Source organism: Streptomyces sp. NPDC056061 (assembly GCF_042266885.1).
In the GTDB taxonomy this organism is placed as follows: domain Bacteria; phylum Actinomycetota; class Actinomycetes; order Streptomycetales; family Streptomycetaceae; genus Streptomyces.
Genome location: NZ_JBHJWQ010000001.1, coordinates 572,656 through 593,093 on the forward strand (window position 1 = coordinate 572,656; position 20,438 = coordinate 593,093).

Sequence of the window (20,438 nt, forward strand, 5' to 3'; positions counted from 1 at the left end):
TGACACCGCTCGCTGGTCCACCCCCCGTTGCTCCCCAGGCCGTTGCGACCTGGGAAGCAACGGGGAGTGGGCTCCCGACGCCCTGCGACTCCGCCTCCGGCATCGCCACCGGTGACGGCGGCCGGGTCCGGCGCGTCCCGCGCCCGCGCCCCGGGCGGCGAACGCTCCTGACGTCGCTTCATGCCTCGAAACCCCCAGGTCGTGCCCGGCGCCCGGACGGCCCCGGACCGCTCAGTCCGGCTTGGACCAGGGCCACTTGGGGCGGCGGCGCACCCGCCCCTCGGGGGCGTACTCGTACACCCAGCCGCGCGGGATCCCCAGCCGCCGGGAGTGACCGGCCGGGACCCTGCGGTACGCGTACACGGTGGCGGGCCCGCCGTCGGCGTCCGGCACCGGCACCTCGTACCACTGGGGCGGATGACCGGTCGGGCCGACCAGGACGGGCAGCACGCGTCCGTCCAGCGGGCCGCCGATGAAGGGGGTGTTCTCGCTTCGCACCGCCCCAGTCTGACCGATCCGCCCCGTCGGCGAGCGCGGTGGGCCCGGCGCGGCGGGGCCGCCCGCCGGGCCCCGCTCAGGCCAGTAGGCCCGAGCTCCGCCACAGCCTGCGCCCGACCCCGTTCAGCACCCCGATGTCCTCGAAGAAGTCCGTCAGCCGTTTCGCGCCGGTCTGCATGATCTCCGTGCGGTGGCGGCTCGCCCGCACCTGGGCGACGGCCTCGCGCCGGTCCAGGCCGACGTTCTCGTACACCTTCGGATTGATGAAGCAGACCGAGAACACGCGGGCCGCCTCGCCGCAGCTGACCCTGGTCAGTTCGCGCTCCCAGCGCGGAGCGGTCACCATCTGGCGGCGCAGTTCCTCACGGGCGTACCGGACGTGCCGGGCCTCCTCGACCACGTGGATGCGGGTCACCCCGCGCACCAGCGTCTGGACCCGCTCGTCCGGGAAGGTCAGCCGCTGCATCCAGTCGAGGATCTCCTCGCCGAGCAGCGTCGCGGCGAACGAACCGGGTGTGGTGGAGATGGTCTTCAGTACGCGTGCGAGGTTGTGATAGACGCGCGGCACCGGGTAGTCGGGCGCCCCGCTCCACGTGATCATGCGGCCGAACATCATCGAGTGCCGGCACTCGTCGGCGATCTCGGTGAGTGCGTAGCGGACGTGGTTGCTGGTCACCGGCCGGTCGTAGACGTGCCGGACCAGCAACTGCATGAGGATGATCTCGAACCAGATGCCCAGCGAGGCGAGCGACGCCGCCTCATGCCGGGACAGGTCCATCCGCTGCTCCTCGGACATGCGGTGCCACAGCGGGGTGTCGTAGAGCGAGACGAGCTCGGGCGGCCAGTGCCACTTGCCCTCCTCGGCCGGTGTGTCCCAGTCGAGTTCCTCGTCCGGGTCGAAGGAGTGCTTCGCGGAGGCTTCGAGCAGACGCGCGGCGATCTGCTCGCGGTCCCGGAGCGGGCCGATCGCATCGCGGAGCACCTGCACGTCGCGTTCGGTCACTGGCGTCATGGGTACGGGCACCTCGCACGGGGATGACCGGTGAAGTTACCGGTGGTCACCCCTTATGAGACTGCTTGTCAGCAAAGCCGTCAATCCCTTGTGCGCGACTTGTTGACCAGGCGTCCAACAGCGTGTGAACCTGCCAACCGAGGTGAGCGGCAAGGGACTTGATGGAGCACGCCAGACATGAGGAGCCGTCAGTGTCGACACATGACCTCTACACCACCGCCCCCGACGCACCGCTGTGGGAGGTGCCCGCCTCGGGTGCCGCCCGCTTCAGCTGGGACTACGACGACGGCCGCGAACGTCTGCTCGCCCTCTACCAGAAGGGCAAGGACAAGCAGTGGGACGGCAACAAGCGCATCGACTGGTCCCTCGAAGTCGACCCGCTCGACCCGCTCGGCATGCCCGACGACGCGCTCACTCTCCACGGCACGCCGCACTGGGCGAAGATGACCGACCGGGACCGGGGCGAGCTGCGCCGGCACTACGCCTCCTGGCAGTTCAGCCAGTTCCTCCACGGCGAGCAGGGCGCCATGGTCTGCGCCGCCCGGATCGTGGAGTCGGTCCCCGACCTCGACGCGAAGTTCTACTCCGCGACCCAGGCGATGGACGAGGCGCGGCACGCGGAGGTGTACGGCAGGTTCCTGCACGAGAAGATAAGGATGCTCTACCCGGTCAACGACGATCTCCGGGCGCTGCTGGGCGACACCCTGCGCGACTCCCGCTGGGACATGCCCTACCTCGGCATGCAGGTCCTGATCGAGGGGCTCGCGCTCGCCGCGTTCGGCATGATCCGCGACACCACGGACAAGCCGCTGCCCAAGCAGATCCTCGCGTACGTGATGCAGGACGAGGCCCGCCACGTCGCCTTCGGGCGGATGGCGCTGCGCGACTACTACAAGCAGCTGAGCGACGCCGAGCTGCGTGAACGCGAGGAGTTCGTCATCGAGGGCTGCTATCTGATGCGGGACCGGCTGCGCGGCGTCGAGGTGCTGGAGAACTTCGGCATCGGCACCCGGGAGGCGCAGGAGCTCTCCGAGCGGTCGCCGTTCCTCCAGCTCTTCCGCAAGCTGCTGTTCAGCCGGATCGTGCCGTGCGTCAAGGACATCGGGCTGTGGGGCGAGCGGCTCCGGAGGGCCTACGTGGACATGGGCGTCCTCGAACTCGGCGACTCCGACCTGAACCTGCTGATGACCCGGGACGAGGAAGTGGCCGAGCAACTGGACCGGGACCGCTTCGCGGCGGAGGAACGCGCCAGGGTCGCCGAGGTCGAGGAAGCGGTGGCGCAGGGCGCGGCGGGGGAGTGAGGCCGCAGGGGTGAGGCGGGGGCGGCCCGTCCGGGGACGCGGTGCCCGGCGGGAGACACCGCCCGCATGCCTCCTTCCGGCGCGGGACGGTGGCCGGCCGGTCGTGCCCGGTGCCGGGAAGGCCCCCGGCCGACGGGCGTCACGGCCGCACAGCGGCCAGCGCGTTCTCCACCGCATGGGCCGTCCCGACGAGCGGGACGTCCGCGCCGTGCCGCGCGACCAGGTGCAGACCCACCGGACAGCCGTCCCGCGTGAAACCGGCGGGCACGCTCGCCGCAGGATGACCACTGAGATTGAACGCCCAGGTCAGAGCCGTCGAGTAGAGCTTGCCGGGGCCGTCGTGGCCGTGCGGGCGGTTCGGCGTGGTCGGGGTGAGCAGCAGCGGGACGCGGGCGAACAGCGCGTCGAGGCGGACGTCGTTCTCCCGCCGGATCTCCGCCGCGGCCGGGGACGGCTCCCCGCCCCGGACCGCCTGCCACGCCTCCCGCGGGTCGAGCAGGCGGCACGCGATGCCGGCCGGCCGCACCACGTCGGCCGCCACCAGCCGTCGCACCGCGCCCCGGACCACAGCCGCCACCTCCGGGTCGACGTCCGCGAACCCCAGGTCCGGGGAGAAGACGGCCGGGACCGGGAGGACGGGGGGCGGCTGAGGCCGGTGGTCGTCCAGGACGCAGCGCAGATAGGTCCGGGCCCCGGCCGCCGAGCGGGTCAGCACCCCGGCAGCGGCGAGTCCGGTCCGGTCGGGGGAGGGCAGCAGCCCGTTCGTCGTCTTCAGGCCGAACACCCCGCACCACGCGGCCGGGATGCGCACCGACCCCGCCCCGTCGCTCCCGGTGGCCAGTGGTACCAGGCCCGCCGCGACGGCCGCCGCCGAGCCCGCCGAGGACCCGCCGGGCGTCCGGTCGGGCCGCCAGGGGTTGACCGTGCGGCCGTGGGCGCCCAGCCCCCAGGTCTGCCAGGCAGTTCCGGGGCCGGGCACCGAGGTCGAGCCGAGGGGGACGGCACCGGCCGCGATCAACCGCCGGGCCGCGAACGAGCGGATGCCGGCCCGCCCCTTCACCGCGAACGGCAGGGCACCCAGCGGGAGCCGGGCGGCCCGTTCCGCTTCCGCAAGGGCCCGCTCGGGCCACACCTCGACGAACGCGGACAGCCGCGGGTCCTCCCGCCCGATCCGCAGCAGCGCCGCGGCCACCTCGCCCGTGTCGCCCACCCCCGTCATGCGGTCAGTCTCGCAGGGCCGCCGCCATCACGGAACGGGCGACAGGGGCGGCGTTGCCGCCGCCGCTGATGTCGGTCCGGTGCGCGGCGGCGTCCTCCACCACCACGGCGACCGCCACGGCAGGGCGGCCCGCGCCCCGTGCCTGCGCCCAGGAGATGAACCAGGCGTAGGGGCGGCCCGAGTTGTCGACGCCGTGCTGCGCGGTGCCGGTCTTGCCGCCGACGGTCACCCCGTCGATCGCGGCGTTGGAACCGGTGCCGCGCTCCACCACGTCGACCATCATCTCCCGCAACTGCGCGGCGGTGCGCGGGTTCATGGCCCGGTGGTAGGCGCGTGGGCCCGTCCGCCGGACGGCCGAGCCGCTCCGCGTCGTCGTCCGGTCCACCAGATACGGGTGCATGAGTTCGCCGCCGTTCGCCACGGCCGAGGCGACCATCGCCATCTGGAGCGGGGTCGCCGTCGTGTCGAACTGCCCGATCGAGGAGAGTGCCAACTGGTCGTCGCTCATCTCGGTGTCGAAGTTGCTCTTCGCCACTCCGGACGGGATCAGCAGTCCGGGGTCGTCGAAACCGAACCTCCGTGCCGCGTCGACCATGCCGCTCAGCCCGACCCGCACCCCCAGCTCCGCCATCACGGTGTTGCAGGAGACCCGGATCGCCTCGGCGAGCGGGGCGTCCTCGCAGCCCTCCGCCTCGTTGGGGAGCGTGGTCGTCGTCCCCGGCAGCACGTAGGGGGAGGGGGTGTCGGTGTCGGCCCGGGGATCGGTGACGACACCCGCGTCGAGCGCCGCCGCGGCAGTCACGATCTTGAAGGTGGAGCCCGGCGGATAGGTCTGCCGGATCGCCCGGTTCAGCATCGGCAGGCTCGGGTCCGCGTTCAGCCGCCGCCAGGCATCGGTCACGGACGGACCGGTGCCGGAGATCAGCCCGGGATCGTACGAGGGGGTGGAGACCAGTGCCAGGATCCGGCCGGTGGACGGTTCGAGGGCGGCGACCGCGCCCCGCCGCCCGGCGAGGCCCTCGTAGGCGGCGCGCTGCACCGCGGCGTCGATGGTGGTGACCACGTTCCCGCCGGGCTGCTGGCTCCGGGTGACCTCGTTCCACAACGGGAACGGGGCGAGCGCCGAGTCGGTGCCGGAGAGGATGCCGTCCTCGGCGTACTCGATCAGGGTGGTGCCGTACGTCTGGGAGGCGTACCCGGTCACCGGCGCGTACAGCGGACCGTCCCGGTACCTGCGCTCGTACGCGAGTTGCTCGCCGGTGTCCACGGAGCCGGTGACGGGCACGCCGCCGACCAGGATGTTGCCCCGCGGCTGGCCGTAACGGGCGATCGTGGAACGGCGGTTGGCGGGGTTGTCGTCCAGGCCGGGGGCTTCGAGGACCTGGACGCGGGCCGCGTTCAGCAGCAGGGCCACGAGCAGCAGCAGGCAGAGCGCGGCGGCCCGGCGGATGCAGCGGGTCACGGCACCTCCTCGGGGCTCGGGGCGATGACCCCGGTGTCCACATGGTCGGGCGGCGGCCTGCGGGCCTGGTCGCTGACCCGGATCAGCAGCGCCACGATGATCCAGTTGGTGACGACGGACGATCCACCCTGGGCGAGGAACGGCATCGCCATGCCGGTGAGCGGGATCAGCCCCATCACCCCGCCCGCGATCACGAACACCTGGAGCGCCAGGATCGAGGAGAGCCCGATCGACAGCAGCCGCCCGAACGGGTCGCGCAGCGCCAGCCCGGTCCGGTAGCCGCGGGCGACGAGCAGCGCGTACAGCAGGAAGATCGCGGTCAGCCCGGTCAGGCCGAGTTCCTCGCCCGCGGTCGCCAGGATGAAGTCCGACTTGGCGGCGAAGCCGATGAGGATGGAATGTCCGAGCCCGAGACCGGTACCGAGCATCCCGCCCGCGGCGAACGCGAACAGCGACTGGGCAAGCTGGCCGGGGCCGCGGCCGGCGGCGATGGAGGCGAACGGGTCGAGCCAGTCCTCGACCCGGCTGTGCACATGCGGTTCGAGCGAGCCGACGACGAACGCGCCCACCGCGGCCAGCAGCAGGCCCACCGCGATCCAGCCGGTCCGGCCGGTCGCCACGTACAGCATGATCACGAAGAGGCCGAAGAAGAGCAGCGAGGTGCCCAGATCCCGCTCCAGGACCAGCACCCCGACGCTGAGCACCCAGATCGCCACGATCGGGCCGAGCACCCGCCCGGTGGGGAACTGGAGCCGCCAGATCCTGCGGCCGGTGAAGGCGAGGGCATTGCGGTTCGCGGAGAGGTACGCGGCGAAGAAGACGGCGAGCAGGATCTTGGCGAACTCTCCCGGCTGGAACGAGAACCCGCCGATCCGGATCCAGATCTTGGCCCCGTTCACCGCGGGGAAGAAGATCGGCACGATCATCAGTGCCAGGGCGGTGGCGACCGAGAGATAGGCGTACCGCTGGAGCACCCGGTGATCGCGCAGCAGGACGACCACGACGATGAAGAGCGCCACCCCGAGCGTGGACCAGATCAGTTGGGTGGGGGCCGCCCGGTCGTTGGGGGTCTCCAGGTCCAGCCGGTAGATCAGTACCAGGCCGAGCCCGTTGAGGAGCACGGCGATGGGCAGCAGCAGCGGATCGGCGTACGGGGCGCGGAAGCGGACCGCGAGATGGGCCAGCAGGGCGAGCAGGCCCAGCCCGCCCCCGTAGCCGGCGACGTCGGGCGGAACCACGCCGTTCCTGGCCAGGCCGACGGCGGCATAGCCGTAGACCGGGACGAGGACGGCGCCGACGAGGAGCAGCAACTCCACCCCGCGCCGCTTCGGCAGACGCAGCGCGGGCGGTGGCGGGTCCCCCGCAGTTACGGTCATGCCACGCAACGTAGCAAGAGGCGGTGCCTATTTCCCTTATGTCATAGCGCGGATGTCCCGTTCCCGCGGCCGGGGAAGCGGGACATCCCCGTGGGCGGGGGGCGGAACCGGATATCCGCACCGGACATCCGCGCGGCCGGGGCGACCGGCGTCTCAGCCGCGGGGGCGGGAGGCGGGGCCCGCCCCGTCCTCGTCTCGTTCCGTTCCGTCGTCGTCCGGCCGCATGTACGCGGGCAGCGTCAGCCGGGCCAACGCCCCGCCCTCCGGGGCGTTGGCGAACGTCAGCTCCGCTCCGATCACCGCGGCCTGCCCGACGGCGATGGTCAGGCCCAGCCCGTGTCCCTTGCCGCCCTCGGTGCGGAACCGTTGCGGCCCGCCGTCCAGCAGGTAGCCCGGGAAGCCCGGTCCGTGATCGCGCACGGTCACGACCGGCCCGTCGACCGTCACCAGCACCGGCGGACGGCCGTGGTTGTGCGCGTTGGCCATCAGATTGCCCAGCACCCGTTCCACGCGCCGCCTGTCGGTCTCCACCCGCACCGGTACGGGTGCGCTCACACGCGCCCCGCCCGTTCCCGCCCCGGAGGCGGTCTTCCCGTGCCGGACCTCGGCCTCCGTCCCGGACGCGCGCACCACCCGTTCGACGAGTGGTGCCAGCTCGTGCACGTCGAGATCGACAAGTTCCGTACGGGCGTCGAGCCGGGAGATCTCCAGCAGGTCCTCGGTCAGTGCCCGCATCGCCCGGACCCGGTCGCGCACCAGCTCGGACGGCCGCCCCGGCGGCAGCAGCTCGGCCGCGGCCGTCAGGCCGGTGAGCGGGGTGCGCAGCTCGTGCGCCACATCGGCGGTGAAACGCTGCTCGGCCTGCAGCTTGTGCTGGAGCGTGGACGCCATCGTGTCCAGCGCGCCCGCGACGATCGCCACCTCGTCCTGCGGGCGCGAGGGGTGCGACGTACGCGGGTCGTCGACGCGGGCATCGAGATCGCCCGCGCTGATCTGGCGGGCCACCCGGGCCGTCGCGTGCAGTCGCCGGGTGATCCGGGTGACGGCGAACGCGCCGACGAGCAGGGTGGCCCCGGTGGCCAGCAGCGAGGAGCCGACGATCGCCCGGTCCAGGGCGCCGATCGTGCTGGCGCTCTGGCTGTAGTCCACCGCCGTGGCCAGCACACCGTTGTCGGCCGGTGCCGCCGCCCACATGGCGGGCCGTCCCTCGCGGTCGGCGACGAGCGTGCCGCGTTCACCGCGTGCGGCAAGCGCGCGCAGGGAGGCGGGAAGCCCGGGCGGATCGAGGCCGGAGCGCGGCGGCAGGGCCTCACCGGCCTCGTACGCGACCGTGACCTCGGACAGCCGGAACAGTGCCTTCTCGCGTGCCTCGGCGACAGTCTGCCGGGTCACCTCGCCGTGGACCAGGATGCTCAGCAGCGCGGCCAGCGCGCAGCACATCGCGGTGATGAAGACGGCCGCCTTCCAGGTCAGCGTCGCGGTCCAGGCGGGGGCGCGCAGCCGACGCGCCCGTGAACCGCGCCTGCCGGTTCCCCGGCGCGCGGTTCCGCGGCGCCCGGACGCCTGCGGCTCCGCAGCCGTGCGCGCGTCCTCGTACGGCCCGGTGCCGGGCCGCTCCGTGCCCTGCCGCCCGGTCACCGGCTGTCGGGGGCCGCGCCACCTCATCGGCGCTCCGCGGAGACGCCGCCGGACGGGGTGGCGGGGGCGGACGGGGTGGCGGGCGGTGGGGGCATCCGCAGGATCTCGTCCCGCGTGGGCAGCATCGCCCGCTGCCGCTCGTCCCAGGTCCAGGCGGTGCGGTACTCGTAGCCGGTGATGGCCGACGGCACCCTCATGATCAGGTCCTGTCCCGCCAGCTCGACACTGATCACGGCGTCCGAGGTGGAGAGGATCCGCGTCAGCCCGCCCGCCTCCGGCATGTAGACGCGTATCGAGACCTGGTCGTCGGCCAGCCGGATACCGAGCACCATCTCGTCCTTGCCGTCCCCGGTCAGATCACGGAAATAGGGGCGGAGCACCGGACAGGACGCCGATGTTCCGCCGCACTCGGAGATCCGGCGGACGGTGTCGGCGGGCAGCTCCGCCGCGCCGCTGGAGCGGTCGGGCCGTGCCTTCAGTTCGGCCTGCGCCACCGCCACCGGATCCAGCCGGTGCACATCGCCGTCCGGGAGTTCGACGCCCGGGATGCGCGCGGTCTCGCCCTCGCCGTAGTCGTACGGGGCGGCGGAGGCGGGCGGCAACTCGGGCCAGAGCCGGGCGGGCCCGACGGCGTGCGACGCCGGGCCGGTGCTCCGCAGTCCGCCCCCCGCACCGCAGCCGGTCAGCAGGGCTCCGCCGACGACGGCCGCGAGGACCGCCGTCATGCGGCACCGCACCCGGAGACGGGGACCCATGGCGTCCTCCCTTCCCTCGGGTCATGCCCCTAGACCTTATGCGGAAGGAAGTCGTTTATCCCTATTTGCCTACTGGCTGAGACGCGGCGCCTACCCTGAGGATTCCGGCCGGGACGCGGCGCCGTGCCGAGGGGTAGTGCCGGTGGGCGCGGTGCCGGGCCGAGGCGGTTCCGGCCGGGAACGGGGTCAGGTCCGGTAGGGGTTCCCGCCCGGCGCGTAGCCCGGCTGCCCCTGCACGGGGCCCTGCGCCTGCCCGAACGGATTGCCCTGCTGCGAGGCCGCGTACTGCGCCAGCAACTGGTCCGCCTGCTCCTTCGGGATCTGCTGCTCCCCGCCGCAGAACGTGCACTGCGTCGCGAACTTCGTCGAGAACGGGAAGAGCGGCACGAAGAACAGCGTGAACTTGGTGACCCGCTTGCGCAGCGTGTGCGCCGCCGGGTTGGTGCACCAGTTGCAGACCAGTGTCAGGACGGCCAGTTGGTACAGGTATCCCCGTGTACCGAAAATGATCACGTTGTGGGTTCCTTCCCCGTGTTTCCCCGTAGCGCCTGCCGGCAGAGCGCCAGCAGCGTTTCGTCCTGGTATATGTCGTGGCTGCCGTATCCGCCGTCCATCGCCTGGTGACGGCGGGGAGAGGCGAGCTCGGCGCGCAGCACGTGCGCCGCGTCCGACCCTGCACCAACGGGCCCCGTCCGCGCCAGGCATTCCGCCACCCGAACCCGGACCTGCCGATTCCGCTCCCAGGCCGACAACAGCACCGGCACGGATTCCTCGGGCCGCCCGGACGCCGCCCGCAGCGCGTCCGCCGCCGCCACCCGCACCCACACGTCCTGGTGCCCGAGCAGCGCACGCAGCCGGGGCACGGTCACCGCCGCCCGCTCCCCGAGCCCGGCCACGGCGTCCACGGCCGAACGCAGCGCGTGGACGTTCCCGCCGCGCAGCCCCTCGGCCAGCACCGGCAGCACCGCATCGGCGTCCCCGCCGATCGCCCACAGGGTCCGGGCCGCCTCCGTCGCCGAGACGGTCCCCGGACCGCGCAGTAACGCGCGCAGTTCCGGCACGGCTTCACGCGCCGCCGGCCCGAACGAGGCGAGAGCCCTCAGCGCCGCCGTACGCAGCCACTCGCCGCGGTACCCGGGGGCGCCGCGCAGCACCCGGAGCACCTCCGGCAGCGCCTCGTCCGCCCGCAGCGCGGTCAGGGCCATCAGCAACGGGCTCGCCCGGTCGTACGCCGCCTCGTCCAGCGGGACCTCGCCGAGCCTGCGGCGCAGCACATCGGTCAACGGGCTCGCCGCGGCTCCCAGGAAACCGATCGCGAACCCCGCGTCGTGCGGCACCTCGGGCCGCTCCAGGGCCGCCGCCAGTGCCGGTACGGCACGGGCGTCGCCCAGCCGGGCCAGGGCCTTCACCGCGCTGCCGAGCGCCGGGGGGCCGCCCGGCCAGTTCCGCACCCAGGCACCGGGATCGGCGGCGACCCGCGCCGCCAGCGCGTCGGCGGCGGGCGTGGCCAGCCCGAACAGGTCCTCCAGCACCTGTGCCGCGGCCTCGGCCAGCCGGGGCTCGGGAGTGGCGAGCTGCTCGCCGACCAGCCGGATCAGTTCCTCGTAGCCGCCCCGCCAGGACCGGATCAGGCCGCCGCTCATCCGGAGCGCGTCGATCCGTTGCCCGCGGTCGGGGCTGCGCAGCTGATCCGCCAGCAGCGCCGTCCGCTCGGCCACCCGGTCGTCGAGCCCGGCGTGCAGCGTCCGCAGCAGATCCGCCGTCCACGGGGCGGGACCGGGCGTCATCCCCTCGCCGCCCGGCGCCCGGGACTGACCGGACCACATTCCGGGCACCGGCCAATCGTCCGCGTACACGTCGCCGGCCCCGGCCGCCTCGGCGTACGCGTCGAGGGCCGCGACCACCCCGGCCGGACCGGTCCGCGCCTCGCCCGAGCCGTACGCGGTCGGCGCGGACCGTCGTGCGGGCGCCGCCCGCAGCTGCCGCAGCAACCCCGTCACCACCCGGACGACGTCGCCCGGCAACGCGTCCGGTGCGCACCTGGCCACCTGTGCCAGTGCGGCGAGCCGCAGCCCGGGCGGGAACCCCTCACCGGCCAGCCGGGTCAGCCAGGTGGCCGCCTGTCCGGCCAGCGCGCGGTGCCGCAGCGCCACCCGCCCGGCGGCCTCGATCAGGGCGAGCCGCACCTCCTCGGACGGCTCCACCGGCAGCCGCTCCCGCAACAGTGCGAGCACCCGTTCCGGGTGGCTGTGGAGCCCGGCGAGCGCCGGCGGCGCGGCGAGCCGCACCCCCGGATCGTCGTCGGCCATCAGCTCACAGAACGCCCCGGCACCCGCGGTGACGGCGGTCGCCGCCATCGCATAGTTCGCCGCGCCCTCGATCTCGTCCTCGCCGATCTCGTCCTCGTCGTCCTCGCCCAGATCGATGCCGCCGATGCTGGTGAGCAGCTCCACGATGCTGCCCCGGTCCTGGACACTCGGTTCCACGACCAGTTCGAAGAGAAAAGGAATGCAGGCCAGCGTGCAGGCGTACACATCGCCCTGGTGGTGAACGGCCCCGTACATGCCGTCCAGTGCCCTCTCGCGCTCCGCCGGATCGTCGGACGCGAGACCCCGCAGCATCACCGGCACATCATCGGCAGGCCCGTAGGCATGCTCCATCGAGGCCCAGTCGACTTCGTCGATCCCTGCGAACACGCCATCGCCTCCCCACGCATATTCCACGAAGCAGTGTCTGCCAGAGTGTGCACCACGGCCCGGACGCTCCGCCCTCCACATGCGGTCTTTTCCTGACGGACATGACAAAGGTCTCGCCATGCGCTATCGGTGGACGGGGGAGAACGCCCTGCTTTTCCCGCATGCGGGGATGGCGCGTTTTCGATTCGCACCGGTGTACGTCTTCGTTCCGTGCCGGTGCGTGTTCGTTCCGCTTCGGTGCGCGCCCTCGTTCCGTGCCGGTGCGACGGACGGCGTGCCGGCCCCGGCGCGGGGAACCGCCGCCCCGTCCGCGCCGCCGCCCGCCCATGTGCGCGGGCGAGGCGGTTCGGCCCCCGCGGCCCACCCCGGTTCCGCCGCGCCGACAGGACCTCTCTCAGCCCCTGCGAGAGTCGCCGCGCGGCAGCGGACGAGCCCGGTCCGGATCGGCGAGCGGCGCCAGCAGGTCGCCGTGGTCGGCCAGCCGGGCCGCCATGTCGCCGGCCAGGAGGACCAGTTCCGCGGGTGTCCGGCAGTTCTCGATCTCCGCCCAGGTGAGGGGCGCGGAGACGGTCGGTTCGGGGCGGGCGCGCAGGGTGTAGGGGGTGGCGGTCGTCTTCGCCGCCGCGTTCTGGCTGAAGTCGACGAACACCCTTCCCGGCCGCAGCGAGCGCCTCATCCGGTGCACCACCAGCTCCGGAAGGGCCTGCTCCGCCTCGACGGCCAGCCCCTTCGCGTAGGCCGACACCCGATCGGAGGCCGTCGGCTCCAGCGGCACCAGCAGATGCAGCCCCTTCGAGCCGGAGGTCTTCGGGCAGGCGAGCAGATCGTCCGCAGCCAGCCGCTCGCGCAGCCACAGGGCCACCGCACAGCACTCCACCGCGGTCGCGGGCGCCCCCGGGTCCAGATCGAACACCATCCGGTCGGCGACCCCCGGCGTCCCGGCCCGCCACTGCGGGGTGTGGAATTCCACCACCAGGTTGGCCGCCCACATCAGCGAGGCCAGATCCGTCAGGACCACCTGCTCGGCCGCCTCGTCCCCGCGGTGCGGCACCGGAGCGGTCCGTACCCAGGACGGCGTACCGGGCGGCGGGTTCTTGGTGAAGAAGCACGGCCCCTCCGGCCCGTCCGGATAGCGCAGGAAGGACACGGGCCGGTCGCGCAACTGGGCCAGCAGGGGCCCCGTCACGGTCGTCGCGTAGTAGTGGAGCACCTCCCCCTTGGTGGTTCCGGTGGCTGGATACAGCACCTTGTCGAGGTTGCTGAGGGCCAGCCGCCGCCCCTCCACCTCTGTGATCGGCGTCATACGATAAGAATCACATGATTTCCGGACACCCGGGTGTGTCTCTGGGTGAACGGGATGAACGGCATGTACGCGGAGGCAAGGGGTGAACAGTGAGGTCCATATGGAACGGCGCCATCTCCTTCGGGCTGGTCAGCATCCCGATCAAGTTGGTCAACGCGACCGAGAACCACGCGATCTCGTTCCGCCAGATCCACCTCGCCGACGGTGGCCGGATCCGCTACCGGAAGGTGTGCGAGATCGACGAGGAGGAGGTCACCGCCGCCGAGATCGGCAAGGCGTACGAGGACGCCGACGGCTCGATGATCCCGATCACCGACGAGGACCTCGGCTCGCTCCCGCTCCCCACCGCCAAGACGATCGAGATCGTCGCCTTCGTGCCGGCCGCCTCGATCGATCCGCTCCAGATGGACGCGGCGTACTACCTCTCCGCCAACGGAGTCCCGGCGGCCAAGCCGTACACCCTGCTCCGTGAGGCGCTGAAGCGGAGCCAGAAGGTCGCCCTGGCCAAGTACGCCCTGCGCGGCCGGGAACGGCTCGGCATGCTGCGCGTGGTCGACGACGTGATCGCCATGCACGGCCTGCTCTGGCCGGACGAGATCCGCAGCCCCGAGGGCGTCGCCCCGCAGGCCGAGGTCACGGTGCGGGACGCCGAACTGGACCTGGCCGACGCGCTGATGGACACCCTCGGCGAGGTCGACATGGACTCGCTCCACGACGACTACCGCGAGGCGGTCGAGCAGCTCGTCGCCGCGAAGGCGGAGGGTCGGACCCTGGAGCCCGAGAAGGCGGAGGACTCCGGCCGCGGCACGGTCATCGACCTGGTCGCCGCGCTGGAGAAGAGCGTCCGGGCCGCCAGGAGGTCCCGCGGCGAGGAACCGGCGGCCGAGGAGCGGGAACCGTCGGAGGGAGAGGAATCGGCGGACGCCTCCATGGCCGAGGTCACCTCGCTCGACGGCCGCAGAAAGCCGGGCGGCACCGGGACGAGGAGGAAGTCCGCGGCGACCGGGAAGACGGCTACGAAGAAGCCGAGATCCGTGACGAGCAGGGCGCCCGCCAAGAAGACCGCCTCGCGGTCCACGGCGAAGAAGTCGGCAGGCGGCACAGCGGCGAAGAAGACCACCGCGAAGTCCGGCACCAAGACGACCGGCAAGGCGGCGGCGAAGAAAACGCCCTCGCGCAAGCGCGCCTCCGCCTGAGCCCCGGCCCCCGGACGGGGCCGAGCTCCGAGCCCCCCGACGCCCCGAGCGGTCCGAGCCCCGAGCCCCGGGTCCCGGGCCCCGGGTCCCGGGCCCCGGGTCCCGGGCCCCGGGTCCCGGGCCCGTGGCGCCGGGACCGCGCCGACCAGGGGCCCGATGACCGATCCCCGGGGTGCGGGCCCGACCTCGACGCGACACGTCACGCACCACGCCGACGGCCGCCCCGGAGCCGAAGCCCCGGGGCGGCCGTCACCCCGTGCCCGCACGTTCCCCCGTCACACGCACCCGGGCCGGCGCCCACAGCGGCGCCCGCGGCAGAGCCCGTGTCAGCGCCCGTGCCCGAACAGCCGGTACGAGTCGACGTATCCGGCCGCCGGAGTCCCGACCCCCGTCACGTCGTCGTACCCCCTGACCGCCTTGAGCGAGGCGTCCTTGCCGAGCGTGCGCAGCGACGTCAGCAGGCCGTCCGCCGCGTCGACCCCGTTGGCGTAGTCGACGCGGACCACCGCGAGGTCGCGGTTCGGGCCGAGCGGGTGGTCGGTGACGTCGTGGTACGCCTTCGAGCCGTACCGGGCGTAGATCGCCGGGTTGGCGAATCCGATCGGCAGCCCGTGCCGGGCCTGCTGGGCCAGCGCCTGCACGCCCGCGATGACCGGGGCCGCCAGCGACGTGCCGCCGATGCGGTACTCGTCGTAGCCGAGCGAACCGTCGGGGAGCGTCTGGGTCTGCCCGACCAGGAAGCCGGTGTTCGGGTCGGCGACGGCCGCGATGTCCGGGGCCGTGCGCATCCGCTGCTTCCCGTTGGCCCGCGCGAGCGAGTCCGGGACGACGCCGCGCTGGTAGAAGGGCTGCTGCACGGTCGCGCTGGTGCCGCCGCCCGCGCCGCCGGTGTACGCGCCCGGGAGGCCCGCCCAGCTCCCGCCGTCGTCGGCGAGGCCGGCCTTCAGCGTGCCCCAGCCGGTCTCCCACAGGTACCGGTCGTTCTTGCCGACGGCCAGTGCGGTGCCACCGACCGACGTCACCCAGGCGGAGTTCGACGGCACGTCGATCTGCTTGGTCCCGGTGGACTCGACGTTGTCACCGGCGTCGCCGGAGGAGAAGTAGAAGCCGATGCCCTCGACGGCGCCCATCTTGAAGACCCGGTCGTAGGCGGCCGCGACGTCCGGGGTCTCGTTCGACTCGACGTCGCCCCAGGAGTTGGACACGATGTCCGCGAGGCGGTGGTCGACGACCTTGTTCAGCGTGTCCAGCAGATCGGCGTCGTAGCAGGAGGCCGCGCCCAGGTACACGATGTCGGCGGCGGGCGCGACCGCGTGCACGGCTTCGACGTCGAGGGTCTCCTCGCCGTACCAGCCGGAGGCCCCGCACTCCTCGGTCCTCGTGTAGTCGTCCGGCAGCACCTGCCGGAGCTGGCCCCGGCGGTACGGGGCGTCGCCGTTGCGCTTCGCGTACTCGGCGGCGTCCTTCGCGATGGTCGGCGAGGCGTACGCGTCGGTGATCGCGACGGTGACCCCCTTGCCCGTCCACTTGCCCGCACCGTACGCGGCCCGCAATTGCTTGCCGGTGTACCCCTTCACGGCGTACGGCGCCTTCGCCCCGTAGGCGCTCGGCAGCGTCGAGGCGGTCTTCGAGCCGTAGTACGAGGAGAACGGGCCGGAATTGCGGAACACCGCGTCCGGCGGCGGCAGCGTCTCGTCGTGACTCGCCTTGTGCGGCGCGTTGTCCAGACCGGACACCGCGAGCACCGCGTCGCCCAGCGCGGCGGGGACGGAGGCGGTGGAAGCGGGCGCGCGATAGGTCCGGCCGCCCTTGCGATAGTTGCGCAGCTGGGTGCCGAACGTCTTCTCGGCGGCGGCGACGTCACCGGTGGCCGAGACGTAGTGCTGATTGGTGCCGGTGACGGTCAGCCCGTTCGACCGCAGCCACTGGGCGACCTGCTCGATCTGCTCCTGGGTGGCACCGAACCGCTCCTGCGTCTGTTCCGGGCTCAGGTACCTCCCGTACGACGCCGACCGAGGGTCGGACACGGCGGCGGCGTAGGCGGCCAGCCCCTTCGCGTCCCGCCCGGCCAGATGGACCCGGACGGCGATCTTGCCGCTGTCGGCCGTGGCCCCCTGATCCGCCTGGGCGGTCGCCCAGGCGGGCTTGGTGCCCTGCAGGGCGTTCCGTCCGCCGGGTGCGGAGTCGGCACTGGCGTTCGGCGTCCCGAGGGCGAGCGCGCCGGCCAGCAGTGGCAGTGTCGCTGCCATGCTGAGCGCGGCGCGCCTTCTCGCGCGGCTGGTTCTCATACAACCCCCTGCGAAGTGGTCTGCACGTGTGGACCATGTGCCGGATGAGGTGCACATGTAATGCGCCACTCTGGCGATCAACCCTTCATGCAGGGGGCATGCATTGGCCAAGAATCGACCAAGTGTCCGTATCCGACCGGCCGTTCACGAAGAACGCGGGGAAAAGCGCACTCAGGTGCCCGAGGTCGGGTTCAGCGGAGCGAGACCGAACGACGGCGAACTGCTCATGTACGTGCAGCCGGTGTACCGGTACCCGGGCTGGACCTTCGAGCCGTCCGCGTAACTGCTGACGCTGTTCGACGAGCCGCCCCGGTGCTTGTACAGGAAGTGGTACTCGCCCGCGGGCAGGCGGAGCGTCGTCTTCGGATAGTTCTTCCCGCCGGCCTTGCACGCCGACAGGGCCCCGTTGATCGCGGAGTACGTCGAGCAGCTGCCGCACCCCTTGATCTCGGCAGTTCCGGTGACCGGCCCGGTGTACAGGACCTCGACCCCGTCGGGTGCGTCGTTGCTGATGACCAGCTCCATCCGGGGCCCGCCCGGCGCGTTCGCGGGCGGCAGGTGCTTCCCGGCGGCGGGCCGCTTGTCGGCGATCTCGGCGGCGATGGCGATGTCCCGGGCGTGCGCCCGGCGCTTGTCCTTCTTGTACGTGGCGGCGAAATCCGTCAACGACATCCGCGCCGCGTCGAACTTCTTGTCCTCGAACTCCGAGATCCCGCAGGCGTAGGCGCCGTCCTCGATGCCCGGGTCGGCCTTCGCGGCCAGCGCCGAGACCTTCGCGTCCGGCAGCGACAGGGCCGTGGCGCGGATCGTCCGCAGCGAGCCCAGCGCCGTGCACGGGGACTTCCCGCGCACGGCCCGGGTCTGCTCCGAGATCTTCGCCGTGACCGCGGACCCCACCTTTCCGGCCTGCGCGGAATCGGGGAACGTGCGCAGCAGCTCGCCGAGTTCGTCGGTGACCTTGACGAGTGTCGTGTCGCCCAGCTTCGCGACCCCGCACTCGTACAGCGAGGTGGCCAGCGGATCGTCGGGGTAGCCGGCCAGACCGCCCAGCAGCTTCCGGTCGACGGACTTCGGCACGGTGCGCAGATAGGTCAGCGGCTCGACGGCCTCGCAGTGCTTCTTCTGCCGGTACGGCGTCGAGACCGCCCGGTAGTACGCGTCGAGCCGCTCCGGCACGAGCTTCCCCGCCCGCGAACCCGCGTGCTTCTCGCCGAGGTCGCGGTAGGCGGCGAGCGCCGAGGTGTAGTCGGCGCGTGCGTCGGCGAAGGGCCTGCCCGAGGCCGCGGCGACACTCCGGTCGGTCCGCTCCAGCCGGTCCAGCAGCATCTGTTCCACGGCCTCGTCGCGTGCGGAGCCGTAGAGGACCACGCCACCTGCTGGTGCTGCCAGCAGTACCAGCCCGACCCCCGCCGCCACCATCGGCCGCCACGACCCGCCGACCGCGCGCCGCCGCGCGGTCCGCGCCCCGTCCAGGGCCGCCAGGACCAGCACCACCGCATACGCGACCACCACCCCGGTGGCCACCCCGTCGGGATCGGCGGGCAGGGCGACGAACAGCAGCGCGCCGGTCACCGCCCAGCACACGACCGCCCGGCCCCAGCACCGCATCAGCGCGTAGCCGAGACCGAAACCGCTCAGATTGAGCAGCCCCGCCGCCACCGACCGCAGCCCGCTCCCGGCCGGCGGCGGCCCCGCCACCGGCGGCCGATCGGGCGGCGGCGGAGCGGAAGCGACACGGGCATCAAGATTCTGATCATCCCAACTCACGTCATTCCCCCAGCAGTTAAGCAAGCCAGGCCTCAAATCGAACCCGGCCGGATCACCATCCATGACACCCTGAACGGAGTCAATCCGGACGTGGTTCCTGCAGTACGAGCGACTTCGCGGGCTTCTGCAGGATTGCTTGCGATGCCCGTGCGGTCCTGGTCGCCGGCGCTGGCGGCTTGATCGGCGACGGTGCACACCCTCGCCCGTTTCGTGCGCCGTAGTCGCACTGTCAGCCCACTTGGTTAGTCTGGAAATCATGGAAACGGAGCGCAGTGTCCAGCTTCCCGGTACGGGAGATGCACAAGCAGCGGGTCCGGACGGCGGCCTCGCCGGGAAGGATGGGCGCGATGTCCAATGGATCCTGCAACCTAGGGGCACTTCGAGAGTCAGGGGACCTCAGCACTTCCGGCACTCGGTTCGGAGCGGCATCCTGCTCTCGTCGTACGAGCACGTACTGGGCGCCGATGGGGATGACCTGCGACGCTTGTTCCCGAGAGGTGTGGCGCGACTCTGGGGATCCACACCTCCTGTTCGGGGGAAGTCCGAGAAGGTAACTGCACTCCAGGAGCGTCGGGTCGGCGATGAAGTGCTGTTCTACGCCAGGAAGAGGTTCGTCGCCAAAGCCAGAATTCTTGCCCTGCTCCACAATCGGCCGCTGGCGAAAGAGATCTGGGGTGTGGACGAAAATCAGAAGACCTGGGAACACATGATGGCGCTGGGCGACGTGGTCGAGATCGATGTTTCCGCGGAACCCATCCTCAAAGGGCTTACGATCCCCATTCCGCTGCGTTCGCTGACACTCGTGCGGGCCGAGGAACGGCGCCGATTCCTGCATCTGATCCCTCCCTCGTCGCACCCGGAGCGCACTGTCCCGGCCAAAGCCACAGCAGAGCCCGCGGACCTCGCGACACTGGGGCGGGATGATTTGTTCCGTGCTCTTGCGTCCCTGAAGACCCACATCAGGGAGCATCGCCCGACGCGTCACAAGCCGATCACCCTTCTTTGGTCCATCGGCCGTCTGGCACAAGGCAAGGGCCGGATGGTGGACTGGGAGACGTTCAGGGCCGAGGTCGCGCCGCTGCTCAAGGAATTCGGACAGCCGGACTCACGCGTCACCCCTGAGTACCCCTTCTGGCACTTGCGCAGCAGCGGGTTGTGGAGTGTGGAAGGAGTTGTTGGGCAGGGAGCCACTCCCACACCCGCCCAGCTGGCCTCGGCGCACGCCCGAGCTGGTCTCGGCAAGGACGCGGCAGCGATCCTCCGACGCTCGTTGTCCCGTGCCGAGGCGATTGGCCTGCTGTGTTCCACGTACTTTGCCGATATCGATCGGGACAGCTTGCTGGAAAGAGTCGGACTGGCCGGCTACACGAGCGCCAGCGGTGAGCCCCCTGCTGGAGGTGGAGGATCCGCGAAACGTCGTACGGTCACCTCGTCGCAGCCTGATCGTGATCAGCGGCTCGTCGAACACATCAAGATGATGTACAAACATGCGTGCCAGGTATGTGGATCCCGGGTGGAGACCAGATACAGCCACTACAGCGAGGCAGCGCATATCAGAGGTGTCGGGAAACCTCACAACGGTCCGGATGAGCTTTCCAACCTGCTGTGCCTCTGTCCCAATCACCATGTCGAATTCGACAGGCTCGCCATCTATATCGATGAGGACTGGTCGGTGCGACGGAACTCCACCGGGGACATCCTCTTTGAACTCCGACGTCATGCCGATCACGTCATAAACAAAAAGCACTTGCGCTATCACCGGGGGTTGTGCGGGCGCGTCTGACCAGGACGGCTCCCGCATGGAGTTGCGGTCGAAGTGCGGATTCGCCCGTGAACGTGGACCCGTCTGGCAGGGTATGCCTCCGGCGTGGTCATGCCCAGCACTTTGTCGAGCGCTGAGGCCTATATGTCTGCATGGCGTCACGAC

General features: G+C 71.8%; 15 protein-coding genes. 3 read left to right on the forward strand and 12 right to left on the reverse strand.

What is annotated here, in order from left to right; translation table 11 throughout:
- Positions 1-231 precede the first annotated feature (231 nt).
- Together ACFC79_RS02540 and ACFC79_RS02545 are read right to left on the reverse strand one after the other, a co-directional pair.
- Positions 232-498, reverse strand: coding sequence for a hypothetical protein (locus ACFC79_RS02540; protein WP_376234128.1), 267 nt, complete (start codon positions 496-498; stop codon positions 232-234).
- A gap of 76 nt (positions 499-574) precedes the next feature.
- Positions 575-1,510 (reverse strand): diiron oxygenase, encoded by a 936-nt coding sequence (locus ACFC79_RS02545; RefSeq protein ID WP_376234130.1) that lies wholly within the window; start codon positions 1,508-1,510, stop codon positions 575-577.
- Positions 1,511-1,701: 191 nt separating this feature from the next.
- Here ACFC79_RS02545 and ACFC79_RS02550 point away from each other — a divergent pair, with 191 nt between their 5' ends.
- Positions 1,702-2,811, forward strand: a complete 1,110-nt coding sequence (locus ACFC79_RS02550; protein WP_376234133.1) for a ferritin-like domain-containing protein — start codon at positions 1,702-1,704, stop codon at positions 2,809-2,811.
- Between the two features lie 139 nt (positions 2,812-2,950).
- Here ACFC79_RS02550 and ACFC79_RS02555 read toward each other — a convergent pair whose 3' ends face one another.
- The 8 genes from ACFC79_RS02555 to ligD form a co-directional block, all read right to left on the reverse strand.
- Entirely contained in the window at positions 2,951-4,030 is a 1,080-nt protein-coding gene (locus ACFC79_RS02555; protein WP_376234136.1) for an amidase family protein, read from the reverse strand.
- Positions 4,031-4,034: 4 nt separating this feature from the next.
- The gene (locus tag ACFC79_RS02560) at positions 4,035-5,492 is read right to left on the reverse strand and encodes a peptidoglycan D,D-transpeptidase FtsI family protein (protein WP_376234139.1); all 1,458 of its coding nucleotides are present in this window, start codon (positions 5,490-5,492) and stop codon (positions 4,035-4,037) included.
- The gene (locus ACFC79_RS02565; RefSeq protein ID WP_376234142.1) at positions 5,489-6,868 is read right to left on the reverse strand and encodes an FtsW/RodA/SpoVE family cell cycle protein; all 1,380 of its coding nucleotides are present in this window, start codon (positions 6,866-6,868) and stop codon (positions 5,489-5,491) included. The genes ACFC79_RS02560 and ACFC79_RS02565 overlap by 4 nt, the downstream gene beginning before the upstream one ends.
- 153 nt (positions 6,869-7,021) lie before the next feature.
- Entirely contained in the window at positions 7,022-8,533 is a 1,512-nt protein-coding gene (locus tag ACFC79_RS02570) for an ATP-binding protein (protein WP_376234145.1), read from the reverse strand.
- Positions 8,530-9,261 (reverse strand): hypothetical protein, encoded by a 732-nt coding sequence (locus ACFC79_RS02575; protein ID WP_376234147.1) that lies wholly within the window; start codon positions 9,259-9,261, stop codon positions 8,530-8,532. The genes ACFC79_RS02570 and ACFC79_RS02575 overlap by 4 nt, the downstream gene beginning before the upstream one ends.
- Before the next feature lie 186 nt (positions 9,262-9,447).
- Positions 9,448-9,774: a zinc-ribbon domain-containing protein gene (locus tag ACFC79_RS02580; RefSeq protein WP_376234150.1), complete on the reverse strand. Its 327-nt coding sequence runs from the start codon at positions 9,772-9,774 to the stop codon at positions 9,448-9,450.
- The gene (locus ACFC79_RS02585; protein ID WP_376234153.1) at positions 9,771-11,957 is read right to left on the reverse strand and encodes a HEAT repeat domain-containing protein; all 2,187 of its coding nucleotides are present in this window, start codon (positions 11,955-11,957) and stop codon (positions 9,771-9,773) included. Before ACFC79_RS02585 ends, ACFC79_RS02580 begins: the two co-directional genes overlap by 4 nt.
- 394 nt (positions 11,958-12,351) lie before the next feature.
- Complete coding sequence (gene ligD / locus ACFC79_RS02590) at positions 12,352-13,260, reverse strand: non-homologous end-joining DNA ligase (protein ID WP_376234156.1); 909 nt, start codon at positions 13,258-13,260, stop codon at positions 12,352-12,354.
- A gap of 89 nt (positions 13,261-13,349) precedes the next feature.
- Between ligD and ACFC79_RS02595 the strand changes: the two genes are divergently transcribed.
- The gene (locus ACFC79_RS02595; protein ID WP_376234159.1) at positions 13,350-14,456 is read left to right on the forward strand and encodes a Ku protein; all 1,107 of its coding nucleotides are present in this window, start codon (positions 13,350-13,352) and stop codon (positions 14,454-14,456) included.
- Positions 14,457-14,782: 326 nt separating this feature from the next.
- On the opposite strand, the gene ACFC79_RS02600 is transcribed toward ACFC79_RS02595, so the two are convergent.
- Positions 14,783-16,705, reverse strand: coding sequence for a protease pro-enzyme activation domain-containing protein (locus ACFC79_RS02600; RefSeq protein WP_376234162.1), 1,923 nt, complete (start codon positions 16,703-16,705; stop codon positions 14,783-14,785).
- Between the two features lie 210 nt (positions 16,706-16,915).
- A complete protein-coding gene (locus tag ACFC79_RS02605) occupies positions 16,916-18,352 on the reverse strand; it encodes a hypothetical protein (RefSeq protein ID WP_376234894.1) in 1,437 nt (478 codons plus the stop codon).
- Between the two features lie 745 nt (positions 18,353-19,097).
- On the opposite strand from ACFC79_RS02605, the gene ACFC79_RS02610 reads away from it, so the two are divergent.
- The gene (locus ACFC79_RS02610; protein ID WP_376234165.1) at positions 19,098-20,294 is read left to right on the forward strand and encodes an HNH endonuclease; all 1,197 of its coding nucleotides are present in this window, start codon (positions 19,098-19,100) and stop codon (positions 20,292-20,294) included.
- The last annotated feature ends 144 nt before the right edge of the window (positions 20,295-20,438 follow it).